17 protein-coding genes are annotated in these 15018 nt (G+C 65.7%); 9 read left to right on the top strand and 8 right to left on the bottom strand.

Features of this window, described 5'->3' with window-relative positions:
• The first annotated feature begins 277 nt into the window (after positions 1-277).
• The 6 genes from QUG92_RS15625 (at position 278) to QUG92_RS15600 (ending at position 5877) form a co-directional block, all read left to right on the top strand.
• The gene (locus tag QUG92_RS15625) at positions 278-1231 is read left to right on the top strand and encodes an AraC family transcriptional regulator (protein ID WP_289459886.1); all 954 of its coding nucleotides are present in this window, start codon (positions 278-280) and stop codon (positions 1229-1231) included.
• A 14-nt stretch (positions 1232-1245) separates the two neighbouring features.
• The gene (locus tag QUG92_RS15620) at positions 1246-2226 is read left to right on the top strand and encodes a helix-turn-helix transcriptional regulator (RefSeq protein WP_289459885.1); all 981 of its coding nucleotides are present in this window, start codon (positions 1246-1248) and stop codon (positions 2224-2226) included.
• Positions 2227-2616: 390 nt separating this feature from the next.
• On the top strand, positions 2617-3930 hold the full coding sequence (locus QUG92_RS15615) for a PP2C family protein-serine/threonine phosphatase (protein ID WP_289459884.1): 1314 nt from the start codon (positions 2617-2619) through the stop codon (positions 3928-3930).
• A 398-nt stretch (positions 3931-4328) separates the two neighbouring features.
• Positions 4329-5009: a hypothetical protein gene (locus QUG92_RS15610; protein WP_289459883.1), complete on the top strand. Its 681-nt coding sequence runs from the start codon at positions 4329-4331 to the stop codon at positions 5007-5009.
• Positions 5010-5146: 137 nt separating this feature from the next.
• A complete protein-coding gene (locus QUG92_RS15605; protein WP_289459882.1) occupies positions 5147-5698 on the top strand; it encodes a sigma-70 family RNA polymerase sigma factor in 552 nt (183 codons plus the stop codon).
• Positions 5695-5877, top strand: coding sequence for a helix-turn-helix domain-containing protein (locus tag QUG92_RS15600; RefSeq protein WP_289459881.1), 183 nt, complete (start codon positions 5695-5697; stop codon positions 5875-5877). The genes QUG92_RS15605 and QUG92_RS15600 overlap by 4 nt, the downstream gene beginning before the upstream one ends.
• A 115-nt stretch (positions 5878-5992) precedes the next feature.
• On the opposite strand, the gene QUG92_RS15595 is transcribed toward QUG92_RS15600, so the two are convergent.
• Together QUG92_RS15595 and QUG92_RS15590 are read right to left on the bottom strand one after the other, a co-directional pair.
• Positions 5993-6268, bottom strand: coding sequence for a hypothetical protein (locus QUG92_RS15595; protein ID WP_289459880.1), 276 nt, complete (start codon positions 6266-6268; stop codon positions 5993-5995).
• Positions 6252-7286, bottom strand: a complete 1035-nt coding sequence (locus tag QUG92_RS15590) for a PDDEXK nuclease domain-containing protein (RefSeq protein ID WP_289459879.1) — start codon at positions 7284-7286, stop codon at positions 6252-6254. Before QUG92_RS15590 ends, QUG92_RS15595 begins: the two co-directional genes overlap by 17 nt.
• 108 nt (positions 7287-7394) lie before the next feature.
• On the opposite strand from QUG92_RS15590, the gene QUG92_RS15585 reads away from it, so the two are divergent.
• The 3 genes from QUG92_RS15585 to QUG92_RS17145 all read left to right on the top strand — a co-directional run bounded on the left by QUG92_RS15585 (position 7395) and on the right by QUG92_RS17145 (position 9464).
• Complete coding sequence (locus QUG92_RS15585) at positions 7395-7739, top strand: histone-like nucleoid-structuring protein Lsr2 (protein WP_289459878.1); 345 nt, start codon at positions 7395-7397, stop codon at positions 7737-7739.
• Positions 7740-7879: 140 nt separating this feature from the next.
• Positions 7880-8941, top strand: coding sequence for a TIR domain-containing protein (locus QUG92_RS15580; RefSeq protein WP_289459877.1), 1062 nt, complete (start codon positions 7880-7882; stop codon positions 8939-8941).
• A gap of 70 nt (positions 8942-9011) precedes the next feature.
• Positions 9012-9464 (top strand): HIT family protein, encoded by a 453-nt coding sequence (locus QUG92_RS17145; protein ID WP_353063337.1) that lies wholly within the window; start codon positions 9012-9014, stop codon positions 9462-9464.
• Here QUG92_RS17145 and QUG92_RS15575 read toward each other — a convergent pair.
• From QUG92_RS15575 to QUG92_RS15550, 6 genes are all read right to left on the bottom strand, one after another.
• Positions 9444-9911: a hypothetical protein gene (locus QUG92_RS15575; protein ID WP_289459876.1), complete on the bottom strand. Its 468-nt coding sequence runs from the start codon at positions 9909-9911 to the stop codon at positions 9444-9446. The two genes, QUG92_RS17145 and QUG92_RS15575, sit on opposite strands and share 21 nt — an antisense overlap.
• A gap of 107 nt (positions 9912-10018) precedes the next feature.
• Positions 10019-10450 carry a TIR domain-containing protein gene (locus QUG92_RS15570; RefSeq protein WP_289459875.1) on the bottom strand — a complete coding sequence of 144 codons (432 nt, stop codon included), beginning with the start codon at positions 10448-10450 and terminating at the stop codon, positions 10019-10021.
• A 218-nt stretch (positions 10451-10668) separates the two neighbouring features.
• A complete protein-coding gene (locus QUG92_RS15565) occupies positions 10669-11409 on the bottom strand; it encodes a hypothetical protein (protein WP_289459874.1) in 741 nt (246 codons plus the stop codon).
• Between the two features lie 233 nt (positions 11410-11642).
• Positions 11643-12740, bottom strand: coding sequence for a site-specific integrase (locus QUG92_RS15560; protein WP_289459873.1), 1098 nt, complete (start codon positions 12738-12740; stop codon positions 11643-11645).
• 359 nt (positions 12741-13099) lie between these two features.
• On the bottom strand, positions 13100-14158 hold the full coding sequence (locus tag QUG92_RS15555) for a CU044_5270 family protein (RefSeq protein WP_289459872.1): 1059 nt from the start codon (positions 14156-14158) through the stop codon (positions 13100-13102).
• Positions 14151-14696, bottom strand: coding sequence for an RNA polymerase sigma factor (locus QUG92_RS15550; RefSeq protein ID WP_289459871.1), 546 nt, complete (start codon positions 14694-14696; stop codon positions 14151-14153). Before QUG92_RS15550 ends, QUG92_RS15555 begins: the two co-directional genes overlap by 8 nt.
• Positions 14697-15018: the final 322 nt, after the last annotated feature.

Genomic DNA, 15018 nt, shown 5'->3' with positions numbered 1-15018 from the left:
GGTGTCGTCCTCGTCTGCTGGCGCCTGAGCTGCGCCGGGCGATGATTCGACCGTAGGAGGCTCATGCCCCGGGCTGCGAGCCGGTCTGGTAGTTGTGTCGATTCCCGGATGTGGAAGCGTCGGCTGCGTGTCATCGGGCGGATAAGCAGGCTCCGAGCGTCGCTGGAAACGGTGCGGAGCGGCGGCGGCGGAGAAGCGACGCCGCCCATCGGTCGTGACGTTCCGCGGATACTGGACTGAATACGGCGAGGTGGTCGGGCATGCTGCTGTCGATCCCATGACTGACTCGCAATCGACCCGTGTGCAGGAAGAGACGCAGAGCACCGACCTTGAGGTCGCTCGCGACTTCCTCGCTGAGGCGTACGCGGGTCAGCAGTGGAGCGCCGACCAGACCCGGCAGCCGTTCTCGTTCCGGTACACCGCCGTCGGCGACCAGGCGATGACACTCCGGACGATCCGGTTCGACGGGCACCTCGACGGTGTCATGACGCCGTCCAAGGACTTCGTGGTCCAGTGGACGAACAAGGGCCGCGGCACCATCACCACCGACAGCGCCACGATCGAGATGGAACACGGCCGGCCGCAGCTCTGGCCGCAGCAGGGTGCCGCGTTCTCCTACGACGACTACGACCAACGCATCGTGCAGATCAACCGGACCGCGCTCGAGACCGTCGCCGGTGAACGCGGCATCGCAGCCGCGAACCTGCAGCTGGACCACACGATCCGGCCCGACGACCGGGCGCTGCAGGTGTGGCGCAGCAGCGTGCAGCTGATCTCCCACACGGTCATGGACCGGCACGCCTCTCCGCTGCTGCAGGCCGAGATGGGCCGGCTCGGGGCCCTCGCACTGCTGGAGCTGTACCCGGTGGCGTCCGCAGCGCTGCCGGACGAGCTGCTGCTGCCCAAGAACAGCCATATCCGCCTCGCGGTCGAGTACATCCACGAACACGCGCACCTGCCGATCACGACCGACGATGTCGCCCAGGTCGCGAACCTCAGCCTCCGCGCGCTGCAGCACGCGTTCCGCCGGCTCTTCGCGGTCAGCCCGAACGCCTACATCCGCCGGGTGCGGCTCGACCGGGTCCGCGACGCTCTGCTCGCCGGCGACCCGACCTCGACGAGCATCGGCGATGTCGCGAAGCACTGGGGGTTCGCGCACGCCGGCCGGTTCTCCGCCGCCTACGCCGACCAGCACGGTGAGTACCCGCGCGACACCCTCCGCCGCGCCTGACAGAACGACGCACGATGAACGACCACACCCAAAACGCTGATACCAGCGTAGAAGCGGACACGATCGTCCGTTCCCGGCTCGTCACCCGCACCCGCGACACCGCGGTCGCGCGTAACGCGATCCTGCACACCTTCCACGTCCGCGGCCTCGACGTCACCGGCAGCTCCGGCTTCTCCTTCGAGGAAACCCTCACCGGCACCCCACTGCTGGCGCTGGAGTCCACCAGCTCCACCGGCACGATCCGCGGCGAAGTCGACGCGACATCAGCGGTGATCGTCGTGTGGCTGAAATCCGGCCACGCGGTCGTCGGCGGCCAGCAACTCCCCATCGGCCGGCCGGTGCTGTACGCGGGCCGGCAGCAGGTGCAGTGGGACCGGTTCCAGAAAGACGTCATGCGCATCGACCAGGCGATCGTTGAGCACGTCGCCGCCGAGCGAGGCGGATGGGAGCCCGGACCGCTCGAGTTCAAGCCGAACCATGTTCCCGAGGGTGCGCCCCTCGCCGCGTGGTGGCTGATGGTCCGCACGATCGCGTCCGAGATCCTCGCCACTACCGGGGAGGTCTCCCTCGATCGGGAACGGGAACTCGCTGCGATGGCCGCCGAGGGGCTCCTCACTGCGATCCCGCACTGGCCGGTCGGACGTCGATCCGAGCAGCCGCCCGAGTCGAACGTCGGCAAAGCGGAAGCGTTCATGCTCGACAACATCGCCACCCCGATCACGGTGGACGACGTCGCCGCCGCTGCGGGGATGAGTGTCCGCGGCTTGCAGAGCGCGTTCCAGCGTGTGCACCAGACGAGTCCGTTGGGTTACCTCCGCGCCGTGCGACTCCTGATGGCGCGGCAACAACTCGAATCCGGGCAGGCAGCCTCCGTCACCGCCGTCGCCCACGCCGTAGGCATCGTGCACCTCGGCCGGTTCTCCGGCGCCTACCGCGAAGCGTTCGGGGAATCACCCGGTGAAACACTGCGCGCCGCAAACAAGCAGAGCACCTGACCGGGATCCGGCTGCCAGAGCCACACCCAGCACCGTTTCGCGAGTTACGAGATGAGCGGTGTCTGGCTGCAACCCGAATGCAGCCAGACACATCAACGACTCGGCACAGCAGCCGAGCTTGCATCACCCAATCACCGCCAGGACCCGCGCACCCCACCCAAAATACGGGCGGAAGGATCACCTCGCTCCGGCGCAGTGGACACGCGGGGACGCTAATTGGTTGTGAGGGTCAGCGGTGCCGCCGACCCCCTGAGCCGGCAGCACCGCCGCGGAACCACACTGTCGGTGACCCCTGGCCCAGGAGCACGCTCGAACCGGGTTGCCGGAACGCCAACCCCACCACCCAGCGGTGGCGAAGGTTTCCTCACGCATCCGGTTCAATAGTCCCTGATGACGCAGACGCCGCTTCGGGACCGGGTTCGGGTGACCGACACAGGTCCGATCGTGCTGTCCGGACTGCGGAAAGGGTGGGAGCCGCTTGCGAAGCAGGCGCTGATCACGGTCCTGATGGCAGGGGCCGCGGCCGCGAGTGCAGCGTGGCCGTCGTGGTTGTTGGTCACAGACGCGGCGGTGATGTGGGCAGGCGTCGGATTGTCGGTACTGCTGCTCGGGGTGACCGCGCTGATGACGCGGTGGAGCACGCTGGCGCGGGCCGAGATCGTTGTGCCGCTGCTGGACTTCATCGCAGTCGGGTTGCTCCGCTTCGGCACCGGGGGCAGCCGATCCGTGTTCCTGGTCATCGTGATCCTGCCGCTGATCTGGATCGCAGCCGGCCGCGGACGGTGGCGTGCACTGATCCCGCTGGTCGCGACCTGCATCACACTGCTGCTGCCGCTGCTGCTGGCACCCGGACGCGAGCTGCCGGTCAGCGAGATCGTCCGGCTGATCGTCGTGCTGGCCGTGTTCGGTGCGGCTGCAGCAGTGGTCAACGAGCTCTCACGCCGCTCACTGCTGCAACTGCGCGCCTCGCAGCGATCCCGACGGCTCATCGAGGCGGAAGTGTCCCAAGCCGCCCTGGTCCAGCAGTCGCTGCAGCCCACGGACGGGTCAGGGCTGCCTCCTGCGGTGCATGTGGCAGGAATGTGCGTGCCAGCGCGCACCGTTGGTGGGGACTTCTACGACTGGTACCCAACCCCCGACGGCGGAACCGCGCTCACCCTCGGCGACGTGATGGGCAAAGGCGTCGGAGCCGGCATGATCGCGGCCGCGGTGCGCACCGTGATCCGCAGCAGCCTCACCGAACCCGACCCAGCCACAGCGTTCCACCGGGCATCCGTCGGGCTCAGCACCGGCACCACTGCGATGGTCAGCGCACAGTTCACCACCTGCTTCCACGGCCGTATCAGCGCCGACGGGACGTTCCGCTGGGTGGACGCCGGCCACGGCCTCACCCTCCTACGCCGCAGCGCCGGCGGCAGCGAGTTCCTCCGCGCACACCACCTCCCCCTGGGCGTCGGAACCGAATGGTCCAGCGTCACGACGGAACTGTTGCCCGGTGACAGCGTGATCAGCGTCAGCGACGGGGTCCTCGACCTCTTCGGCGGCGACCTCACCTCGATCGACCGCTACCAGGCATTCATCGACGCCCGCGACGACGTCGACCGGATCGTCGCCGACATTGCCGCGCTGGCGGCCGACGGGGACCGCCTCGACGACGTGACCGTCCTCGCGATGACCTGGAACGGGATCCGCGCCGCCGGGTGAGCGGACCCGCTCTCCACTGGCCCCGCCGCCGCAAGATCGCCCTGACAGTTTCGTTATCACCTCGGTGGTGGTGCATCAGGCACCTATTCAGCCCGACGCCATCAAGCGACGCAGCCGAGTGAACCTGGCAGAGCGCGGTGCACTGCCACACTTGCCAGACCCCCCATAACGGGGCCAGATCACGACAATATGGGCTGAATTCCCGGCGTGGAGCCCCTCCATAGCACTTTCGGGGTACACGGACCAGTCTCGGCACGGGTGTGCGCCGAATACTGTTCGAGGCTCACCGCAACTAGCGGTGATTCCCACAGCGAAAAGCTGTTCTGCACGCTCCATGCGGAGCCGATTTGTTGTGCCCACAGCAATGACACGGCAGATTGCAACTGGAAGGCACCATCATGCGCAAGATCACCAAGACCACGGTCTCGCTCGCCGCTGCCGGCACGATCATCTTCGGTGGTGCCGGGTTCGGCATCACGGCCGCGAACGCTGCGACGCCCACGGTCCGTACCGTCGCGTCGTCCTCGTCGAAGATCCCCGGCCCCGTCGCATCGGTTCCCGAGGTCCTCGGCGGCGACACCTCCGTCGCCCTCGACTCCGGCTTCACCGACGCCCTCACCGCGCTGAAGCTCACCCCCGGCGTGTCCGGCAACGCCAAGCTCGCCGACGGCGCCGTGTCGTTCCCGATCACCTCCGGCTCGGTCACCTACTGGAGCCCGGACGGCAACTACCGCCCCTACGTCCAGGGCCTGCTCAACCACGACGACTCGGGCCTGACCCTCAAGGCCGGCGACACCACCGTCACGCTGGAGAACTTCGTCGTGAACCCCGGCTCCTCGAAGCTCTACGGCGACGTCCTCGTCAACGGTGAGGTCGCAGCCCCGAACGCCTACCTGTTCTCCCTCCACGGTGGCACGCTCAAGCCCCTCCAGCTCGAGGGCGACAACGCCATCCTCACCGGCACCACCGTCCACGTCTCCGACGACGCCGCGAAGCTGCTCAACGACACCTTCAAGACCGACGCCGTCAAGGCCGGCCTCCTCGTCGGCACCGCCACCATCACCGCCCAGATCAAGTAACACCCCCAAGCGCCACTCGGAAGCGCTCGTCACCGTCCGGTGGCGGGCGCTTCTGCATGCATGCCCGAATGGGGGGTGCACTCCCGGGATGGACGGCGTCTACGGTGGGACGCTCCCAGATCAGAGAAGAGTTCGACATGCACGAGCTCATCAGCGACCCAGCCAACTTCACGCATGCGTACCGGACCCACGCGACGCAACTCCGTGGCTTCGTCGGCACGATCATCCGTGACCGTCACCTCGCCGAAGACGTCGTTCATGAAGCGTTCCTCGAGCTCTGGAAACACCCCGACCGGTTCGATCCCGCCCGTGCTGATCTGCAGTCCTGGCTCCGCACCATCGCCCACCGACGGGCGATCGACCGTATTCGGAGCCTGGAAGCGAGCCACGCCCGCGACCTGCGCGTCGGGAAACGCGAACATGCCGCCGTGAATCACGACACCGACCAATGGGATGCGCTGTTTCACCGTCAGGAGCTGCGCGCCGGTCTCGCCAGGCTCAGTGATGCGCAGCGCGACGCGGTCACACTCCGCTACCTCGCCGAACGCACCACCATTGAACTCGCGGACGACCTCCAAGTCAGCGTAAGCACGGCAAAGACCCGTGTCCGCGACGGCCTCCTCGCTCTCCACCGTCACCTGCACACAGCAACCACCAGCCAGCCACAGCATCGAACGAAATCATCATGAGCACGCTGCTCCGCAGCATCCGCCTGGACCGCGTCCGTGCAGAGTTGCAACATCGCACGCCCGAGGACGCGACCGTCGCGGCGGTCGCCCGCATGTGGGGGTGCGCTTACGCCGGCCGCTTCTCTGCTGCGTACGCGAGACGGTATGGCGAGATGCCGAGCGAGACCCTCCGCCGCTGACCACCCTTAACAGCGCCCGCAGCCGCGCATCACGGGTGTTGAGCGGCGCCAGGGGCTCCATCAACACCTCTGACTGCACGGTCGGGCCCGCTCGTCGAACGCACACCCCCGATGGCTAGCCACGCTCAAACCAAAGATCGGCGAAGTTCGGCCATCCTGCCTCCGCCTCTGCCTCTGCCTCTGCCTCTGCCTCTGCCTCTGCCTCTGCCTCTGCCTCTGCCTCTGAAGTGTCGGCGAACGCACCCGTGGGAAGCTCCCCATCGTCCGCAGTGAGGCGGCGCTGCAGCGCGGGCATGGACTCCACCACGAGCGGTGCGACAGCAGTGTCCCGTTCATATTGGGACTGCGTCCCAGCTGCAGCCGCCGGATGATCGTCAGTGCTCGTCGTCATCGCCTCCAGCGTCGTGCAGCGCGGCCGCCAAATCAGCCTCTGAGGGCAGTGCGGCCCGGACTGCAGGGGGCAGCAGTTCGTAGCTGGCCACACCGACCGGGTGTTGCTGACCTGCGAGGGAGTACCGGACGACCGCAGCGTTCTTGTCTGCGACGAGCAGCAAGCCGACGGTGTCCGCATGCTGGGTTCGGCGGAGAGTGTTATTGACGAGGGCGACGTAGAAGCTGAGCTGGCCGAGGTATTCGGGTTTGAACTTCCCGGTCTTGAGTTCGATGACGACGTATCGGAGCTGCTCGACGTGGAAGAACAGCAGGTCGACGTAGAAGTCATCCCCCTCGACGTCGAAGTGCACCTGCCGGCCCACGAACGCGAACCCCTCGCCGAGCTCGCGAAGCGTATCGATGATCCGATCCACGAGCGCCTGCTCAAGGTGGCGCTCCTTCGCGTCCCCATCGAGAGCGAGGAAGTCCAGCACGTACGGATCCTTCGTGATCTGCTGCGCCAGATCCGAGTCCCCCGGCGGAAGCACTTCGACGAAGTTCGTCGGCGCCGCCTGCAATCGTGTGTGCGCTGCGGAGCGGATCTGGTGGTCGAGCACGTTCCGTGACCACCCGTGCGCGGCCGCCTGGCCCGCGTACCAGTCCCGCAGCTCGCGGTCATCGAGCCGGTCGAGGAGGACGGTGATGTGCCCCCACGGCAGTTGTGCAACAGCCTGTTGCAGAATCTGCTCGTCCGGCCAGGCGGCAGCGAATGCACGCATGTAGGCGAGGTTCCGCGCGGAGAACCCCTTCATCTCCGGGAACTCAGCACGCAGATCCGTCGCAAGCCGACCGATGACGTTGCTCCCCCACCCCTCATCGCCCTGGCGCTGCAGAATGGTCGCACCGATCCCCCAGTACAGACGGATCAGTTCCGTGTTCACGCGGCGCTGCGCAGCGAATCGGGCAGAACGCACCTGCTGCTTCAGCTCGGCAAGAGCAGCGGCATACCCGGACACGGCTGGCGAAGAATCAGACATCACCGTTCAGTCTGCCCGACGATGCAGGGCGAAGAAGAACGAACGAAGCGTTCTCCGGGACCAGCTATGCCAGGGTGGAGGAGATCCCCGAGAGAAAGGCGACCTCCCATGGCGCAGAAAGTCACCACGCACCTCGTCGACGACCTCACCGGCGACACCATCGACGACGGCACGGGCCGCACCATCACCTTCAGTTTCGACGGCAACAACTACGAAATCGACCTCACCGACGACAACGCCGACGCGCTTCGCGAAGCGTTCTCCGACTACATCGCCGCCGCCCGCAAGGTGAGCGGGCGCTCGGGCCGCGCCGCTAGCGGCAGCAGCCCGAAGCGCGGCAACTCCGAAGAACTTGCGAAGATCCGCGAGTGGGCGAACGCGAACGGCCACGAGGTCTCCTCGCGGGGCCGCATCAGCCAGGCCGTCCGCGACGCGTACAACGCCGCACACTGACCAGACTCCCCCGAGCACAACGAACGCCGGCCGCCCGCATGGGCAGCCGGCCTTCGTCGCGTGAGCCGATAGCGGTCTCTTATGTCAACACGGCTCGCACCAGACGTCTAGCCTTACTGCAACACAACCATGGGAGCAGCGTGTCCGAGTACGATTTCGACGTCGCCGTGACGTTTGCAGCTGAGGACCGGGAGTTTGTCGACGAGGTCGTCAGGATAGTCAAGACAGCCGGCCTGACTGTGTTCTATGACGAGGACGCAAAAGCGGACATCTGGGGCGAGGAACTCACAGAGTTTTTTCCAGACGTATATGAACGCCGCGCTCGGTATGCAGTGATGTTCATTTCGACACATTATGCCGCGAAACCATGGACCCAGCTCGAACGCCGGAGTGTTCTACTAAGAGCGATGCAAAGCCCCGCCCCGTTTCTGCTTCCGGTGCGACTTGACTCGACACAACTACCAGGGGTGCGTACTTCGATTGCGCATCTGGACGCTCACGCAGAGGGTGCCTCAGGCGTCGCGAACGCTATAATCACCAAGCTCGGCTCCTCCCAAGCTGATGGCGGACGCCGCTTCAACGGCCGGGTTCCGCGGACACCTTCGGAAGTGGCAATCCTTCTCGGAGAGCGGCCAGCAGGCTGGGAATACCTCCTTTTCAGCTACTGGCTTACAACCGGACTTGAGGGGAGGTACGACGCATACAATGATCACCGCCTCCAATTTGCACTTGGAGGGGAATTTATACCGACCGCAGCTCTCCCTGAATACATCCCGACCGAATTTGCAAAACTTGCCTCTACGACGGAGACATTCGAGCAGCTACTGCTAGGTCCGGCACAGCACACAGCCATGGGGGCACGTGGCGAAGAGGGTGACCCAGTACTTATCGCACACCTGGCCAGTAGAATGCTTCTAGTCTTCGACGAGCTGCTTTCTTGGTCCCAACGACTAAGATCCGCTACGACCCCATTGGAGGAGGGTCGCCTTTCCCTCCGAGCCATGGCGGATTACGCATCCCAACCGATCGAGGCCGTTCGCAGTTTTGTCCTTGATTTTCGTGAGCGCATGGACGGCTTGAGCACAACGCTTCAGAGCGGACAATCCGTGGAACTGCAACTCTTCATTGCCTTTGATGTCCCCGAGCAAGTTGCGCAGCGGTATCAAAGCGCGTTTGGCCAATTGAACAAGGCCATCACCTGAATCCAACTTGGCGCGCATTTCAACACGCCTGATTTCAACACCAATCCGCAACGAGGATAGAAGGTGCATAATGAAAATCGAATTTGGCTGCCCGTTCTGCGACATTGCTCAGCAGCGAGATCCCGACGCACGCGAGGTATATCGGGATGAGAATTTTGTTGCATTCTTTCCGACCGAGCCCGCTGTGCTCGGCCACACCCTGATAATTCCACGATCCCACGTTGACACCGTTTGGAATCTCGACGAGAGTACGGCCGAGAGACTAGGAATCGCTACCGTTCGACTCTCAAGAGCGGTCCGCGATGCGACCATGGCACCGGGGCTAAATGTTATTCAATCAAACGGCGAAGTGGCTACGCAGACCGTTATGCACCTCCACGTTCACCTAGTGCCGCGTTGGCCGAATGACCCGCTGGGCCGAATTTGGCCCAAGGAAACGGATTACTCCGAGCGCCAGAAAGATGTAGCTTGGGAGGAAGTTCGGGACAACGTCATCCGGGTCCTAGGTAAGCTCAATCCCTAGGATGAACAAGGACCCGAGCGAGACTACGGGTACGTAAAATCCCGCGAGGGACCACGACCAGATGATCTTGCGCCACTCACAATTCGCTGCGCGAACATCCTGATTGTCGGCATTACTTCTGTTGTAGTAGCGCGCCACGTTCATGTCGTAAGCGGCAACCTTCCCCTGGCTCGCCGCTTGATAGAGTGCCCGAAAGGCGCGCTCTTGACGAAGGTACCCCGCGTCGAGCACTGCGAAAACGCTTGTCGCAGCCATGCCGAGCAACGCCAACTTGACTTCAGTCTCGACAAGCGCGTAACCATAGGCCGCCGTTACGATAGGAAGCATCCATGTCTTGGCCGCCGACGATGCGGCCGCCATTCGACTAATGATCGCTTGGATCTGCTCGAGATATTGGCGCTTGTCTTCGGAGCTGGGTTTTGCCGACCTACTGATATGCCTAATCATCCAACGGCGCATTGTGTCTTTCCCAGCGCTCGAAGGCCAGATGGCGCCATTCTACGTTCCTCGCCAAATCGGTTCGAACACACCGGGACCAGCTCAGTGGACGTGACCTACTTGGCAGCATCCTCGATCCAAGTACCAAGATTCTCTCGCCCATTGTCCTTATTCCAGAGGTAATATGGCGTTCCTGCTGGCAACGGATTCGCTCCGGTAACGTCTGTTTGCGAATCTTTGTCCTTGATCTTGCTGATATCGATTCCAATCAGGCCGTGGCCTTGACGGATTGTCTCTGCAATCTCATACTTGACCCATTTACGGCTGGCTGTCTGGCTACCGATCAGAACGGCAGTCACGGACGTGCCCTTGATCTGCCCATCTATCCACTGCTTGATTGCGGCGTCACTGCCCTTCTTAACAGTCTCCCACGCGGCGCGATCGTAGAATGGGTTCACAAAGCCGGAGCCGATCATGTTACTGTTTCGCACTTGGCCGACTCGCCAAGAATCCCGTTCGTAGTGAAAACTAAAGAATACCTTGCGCATGAAGCCCCCGTGGTCAAGTGGCGCCTTCATCGGCGCCGCGTTTGCTCAGGATAAGCCTATCTGGGCGGCGGCACATAGCTCTCGGTTCAGCATGTCGGCGGCGTTCTGTGGATCTGAAGTGCAGGAACAGGCTTCCGCGACAGACGTGCGCGCGGATCTAGAGCTAAGGTGCGGACCACCAGCCGCGGTCCGTGGCAGGTAGATCCCCCGGCAGCGTGCTACTCGTTGCTATCTGGTGCTAGCTCCAGCTTGGGTTCGCTGGCTGCTTGCTCGAGGTCGGTGTCGAGCGCCCGAGCATCGCCCCAAACCGCTGTGAGTCGAGCGAGGGCTGCGTCGACCGCCGCATCTGTAGCGCCGAGCTCGGCATAGGCCTCTTGGAGCGTCAGCGCATCGAACCGCGAGGGTCGCCGCGCGACAACGCCGACCTTCTCCGCGATTGAGACGTCCGCTGCTGCAGCGCGTCGCGCCGGGATGATGCTCGTCATAGACCGCCCCGACAGGCTCACGCCGGTGCGCGCCCATCCGTGGACGTCTAACGGCAACAACAGCTGCTCTGCCCGTCGCCACTCCCCCGGTACTGGCTGCTCGCAGTCGTGCCGGTCGAGGTTCCCTTTCATCGGGTCAAGCAGGCGGATGACGTCGCCGCGGAAGCCGGTCCAGACGGGTCCGACGATGCGAAGCCACCGGGTCACCGCGCAGGCTGCACAGGACACCGGGTCATCGGATGAGGGAACGACGTGGCCGCGGATCCGGATGATGCTCGTCACTGCGACGTCGGCAGGGGTGATGCTGCGGGCCTGTTCGCGAGTGAGGTGGAGGGTCCCGAGGAGGACGGTGAGGAATGCGTCGCGGCGGCCGCGGAGCCCGATCGGGTATCGGTACTTCGGGATCGTCGCCAACACCCTCACAACCGCCGCTTGGTCGGCGGCTGCTGGTCGCGGCCACACCCGTGCCTCCACCGTCGGGATCGGGTCCGCGAGACCTGCGTCAAAGTGGCGTGCGCGGATCGCGTGCCGGCGAAGCCGCTGCGTCGACGGGGCCCCGGGGAACTGAGTCAGGAACTGCTCGATCGTGGCTGCCGTCGCCGGGAGCGGTTCGTGACCTGTCGCCTCGCACCAGGCGACGAATCGGCCCCAGTGCGCCTCGAGCAGTGCCCTGCTGTCGGGCGCGGGTTTGGGGCATGTTTGGGGGGTCACAAGCGCATCCGGGTGACGGCGTTGCGGACCAGGGGTGCGTATTCGCGGTCGTAGATCTGCAGGGTGGCGGCGTTGGTGTGGTGGGTCTGGTTCATGATCTCCACGTCCGTAGCACCGGCATTGCGTGCTTCGGTAACGAACCCGGCGCGTAGGGAGTGCCCCGACCAGCCGTCCTCCCCGAGCCCGGCCGCGTGCGCGCGGCGGGCGACAGCCTTCCCGACGGCGGTGGGGCTGATGCCGGTGTTCCGGAACAGGCCCCACTTCGACACGGCCCGGAAGAACGGCATCGACGGCGGCAACCGTTCGGCGCCGAGCCCGTCCGCACAGACGTGCACAGCGAGACTCGCACCAGTGAGTGCGGCGAAGAGGCCCGCTTCCCCGAGGGCGTCCTGTGCCGCCATCAGCCGTGAGAGCCGGACGTACGCGCAGGGGGCGCAGGTGACCGGGTTGGCGCCCTGCTGCAGTACCTTGATTCGGCCAACACCGTCCTGGTCGGTCTTGGACTTCCGGACGCGGGCGTAGACGCCTTCGCCGTCGACGAGGCGGAGGTCGGCGATGGTGAGGGCGGTGAGTTCGGACTCGCGAAACGCGCCAACGAACCCGAACAGCAGCAACGCCTGATCCCGTGTTCCGAGGGCGCCGGTCTGCAGGTCGGCGACGTCGATCTTGAGCAGCGTCGTCTGCAGCGCCTTCAACGTCATCGGCTTCGCCCGTCGCACCGGCACGGACCGGGTCCGGCGAATCCCCTTCAACACATCGCGGACGATCGGGGTGGATCCCGGTGGAGTGTGACCGCGGCGAGCGTGCTCCCAATCGATCGCGGCGACGTAGCGACTGATCGTGCCGGGTGCGTACCGCTGCCCGCCATCGGGGAGGACGGCATTGGCCTTGTCCGCGAGAAACGCCGCGACCTCGGTCGGGTCGACCGGCGCCGTACTGATCCGCTCGAGCTCGTGCGGTTCGGAGATCTCGTGGTCGAGGAACCCGGCACGCCACCGGGCGAACTGTCGCAGGTCCGACCGGTACGCGCGGATCGTGTTCGGCGACAAGGACGCTTCGGCGAACACCCGCGGCGACGCGTCCGCCGGCACCACCACGGCACCCGAGCCAGGCGGGCGCCCCTCCCCCGCTACGGCGCGGAGCCGGGCGAATGCCGTCCGGGACCGCTCCGCAGCGGCACGCTCCGCAGCAGCCGCCCCGCGACCAACAGCGCGAACGCCCTGCGAGCTCGTGGCGACGCTCGCCCCGTCCGTCTCGCTAACGTCGTCCACACGCCCTCGTTCCTACCGGCGGCGGCACTCTGTGCGCCTACCGGTTCAGTTCCGATAATAGTTCTTCTCGGAATGATTCGGCGGGGGCGGAAGCGAGAAGGCAGTGACGGCGCTGATCGCTCATCGAGCGCTGAACCATCTCTCCCCTTCGACCCCGCGGCACCGGTCCCTCAGGCTTAGTCTCACGGCTGGTCATCTACCGGCGTCACCCGCACGGTGACTGAGTCGATCACGGTGCCGGCGGGGATGCTGCCGATCCGCCGGGTCTGGATGCTTCGTTCGCCGACATACGTTCCGTCGGCCGCATCGATGATGACGTCGTGTTGCTCGGTCCTGCTCCAGTGCGGGAGGCCGATCGCGGTGCCGCGCCGGCCGTCGAGCGAGACCTGTTCCTCGGTGACGACGACGTCGGGCAGGGTCGCCAAGGCCTCGTACATCGTCGCGCGGAGGTCGGCGGGCACGAGCCCCGTCCGGAGCAGACCGCTGATCGTGTCGAAGACGTGCAGCTCGTCGGTCGTGTCCACAGCGCGAGGAGCGGCCTCGATGCGGCGGACGAGGGCGTGCGGGTCACGAGGCAGGTCGGCGATGTCGGACGCGCCGAGCCTGCCTGCCCGCTCACCGCCGAGCTCACCGACCGCGAAGTCGCCGCTGACGCCGCGTTCCCGTACCGGAGCGGACGGCTCTGTGGCACCGTCGTCGGACGCGGCCTTGCGCGCCGCAGCACCCCCGAAGAACTTCGTCGGCTCGCCGGACCGCGTCTCCCGGATCCAGGTCGCGGAGACATCGGCCGGCACCCAGGTGATGGTCGTCGTCGGCTCGAGGTAGCCCTCGTCGTAGTGCTCCCCGTCGGACGTCGCGGAGACCATCGACAGCTCCGACTCCACCACCTTCGTGTAGGCGCCGGCCGGCGTCCGGTCGGCGGCCGCTGCAGCGGCCGCCTCGTGCAGCGTCGCCGCTGCGGCCGACTCGGGCGATCCCCAGTGCGTCACCCCGACGCCCGTGGCGACCAACCCACTGGCCACGACCAGTGCTGCTCCGGTCAGCAGGGCGGGTCGGGAACGACGCAGCCACCGGACGGGAGGGGCGGTGCGGGCCGGTGCCGTGCCTCCCGTCCGAACGGTGGTCGCCCTGGCGGCCGTCTCGAATCGGAGCCAAGCACGCTCGAGCGACGCGTCGACCGTTTCGGGCGGCAGGTCGTGGTCGCGGCGCAGCGAGCGGAGCGCGGTGAAGTTGTCAGACATGGAGTGGTCCGTTCAGGGAGTCGGTGGTGCCCGGCATGGCGCGGAGGGCCGATCGGGCACGGTTCAGTCGGGAGCGGACGGTGCCGACGGGGACGCCGGTCGCCTCCGCGATCTGCTCGTAGGTGAGCTCCGCCCAGGCGTGCAGCAGCACCGTCTCGCGCACCACCGGACGCATCCGGTAGAGCTCGCGGACGACGGTCCGCACGGCGCGCTCGTTGTCGAGACGCTCGCCGGCGTCGTCGTCGAGCCGCTCGGGAACTGCGACGCGGGACATGGCACGGTCAGCTCGTCGTTGTGAGCGCCAGTGCCGACGGAGCAGGTTCGACGCGATGCCGAACAACCACGGCAGCGGGTCCTGCCGGTCTGGATCGAACGAATCCCATCGGACCAGGGCGGTCACGAACGTCTCGCCGAGGATGTCTTCGGCGCTCTGCAGGTCAGTCCGGCGCGCGAGGTACAGCAGGATGCGGCGGCCGTGCTCGTCGAACTGGCGACCGAGCTCGGCTGCGGCTCCTGGAGGGGGATGACTACTGGGCACGACTGGTATTGCCCGATCCTCCCGGTTCAGTTCCATCCTCGTCGAAACTTGCCGCGCCGCCGTGGCATGCGAACCGCTTTGGGTCCCAGCCCGTCTCAGGAGCCGGTCGTCTATCGAGACGGGGGTTCTGGTGTGTTGAGAAGCAATCCCCAGCCGGAGCCCGTTTCACTGCCCGCCACCGGTCCGCGGAGGTCGTACGTAGCGCGATCCTGGCTGACTCAGTACGTCCAATCCGTCAGCGGGTCGCGTCGAAGTCCTCCTGGTGCGCCGTGACCTCGTCACGGTGCTGCTCCGACCACGTCTTCAACTGCCGCACCGTCTG

It is taken from the genome of Curtobacterium citri (assembly GCF_030362955.1).
In the GTDB taxonomy this organism is placed as follows: domain Bacteria; phylum Actinomycetota; class Actinomycetes; order Actinomycetales; family Microbacteriaceae; genus Curtobacterium; species Curtobacterium citri.
The sequence above is the reverse complement of the archived record's forward strand: the minus strand, read 5'-3'. Positions and strand labels throughout refer to the sequence as shown.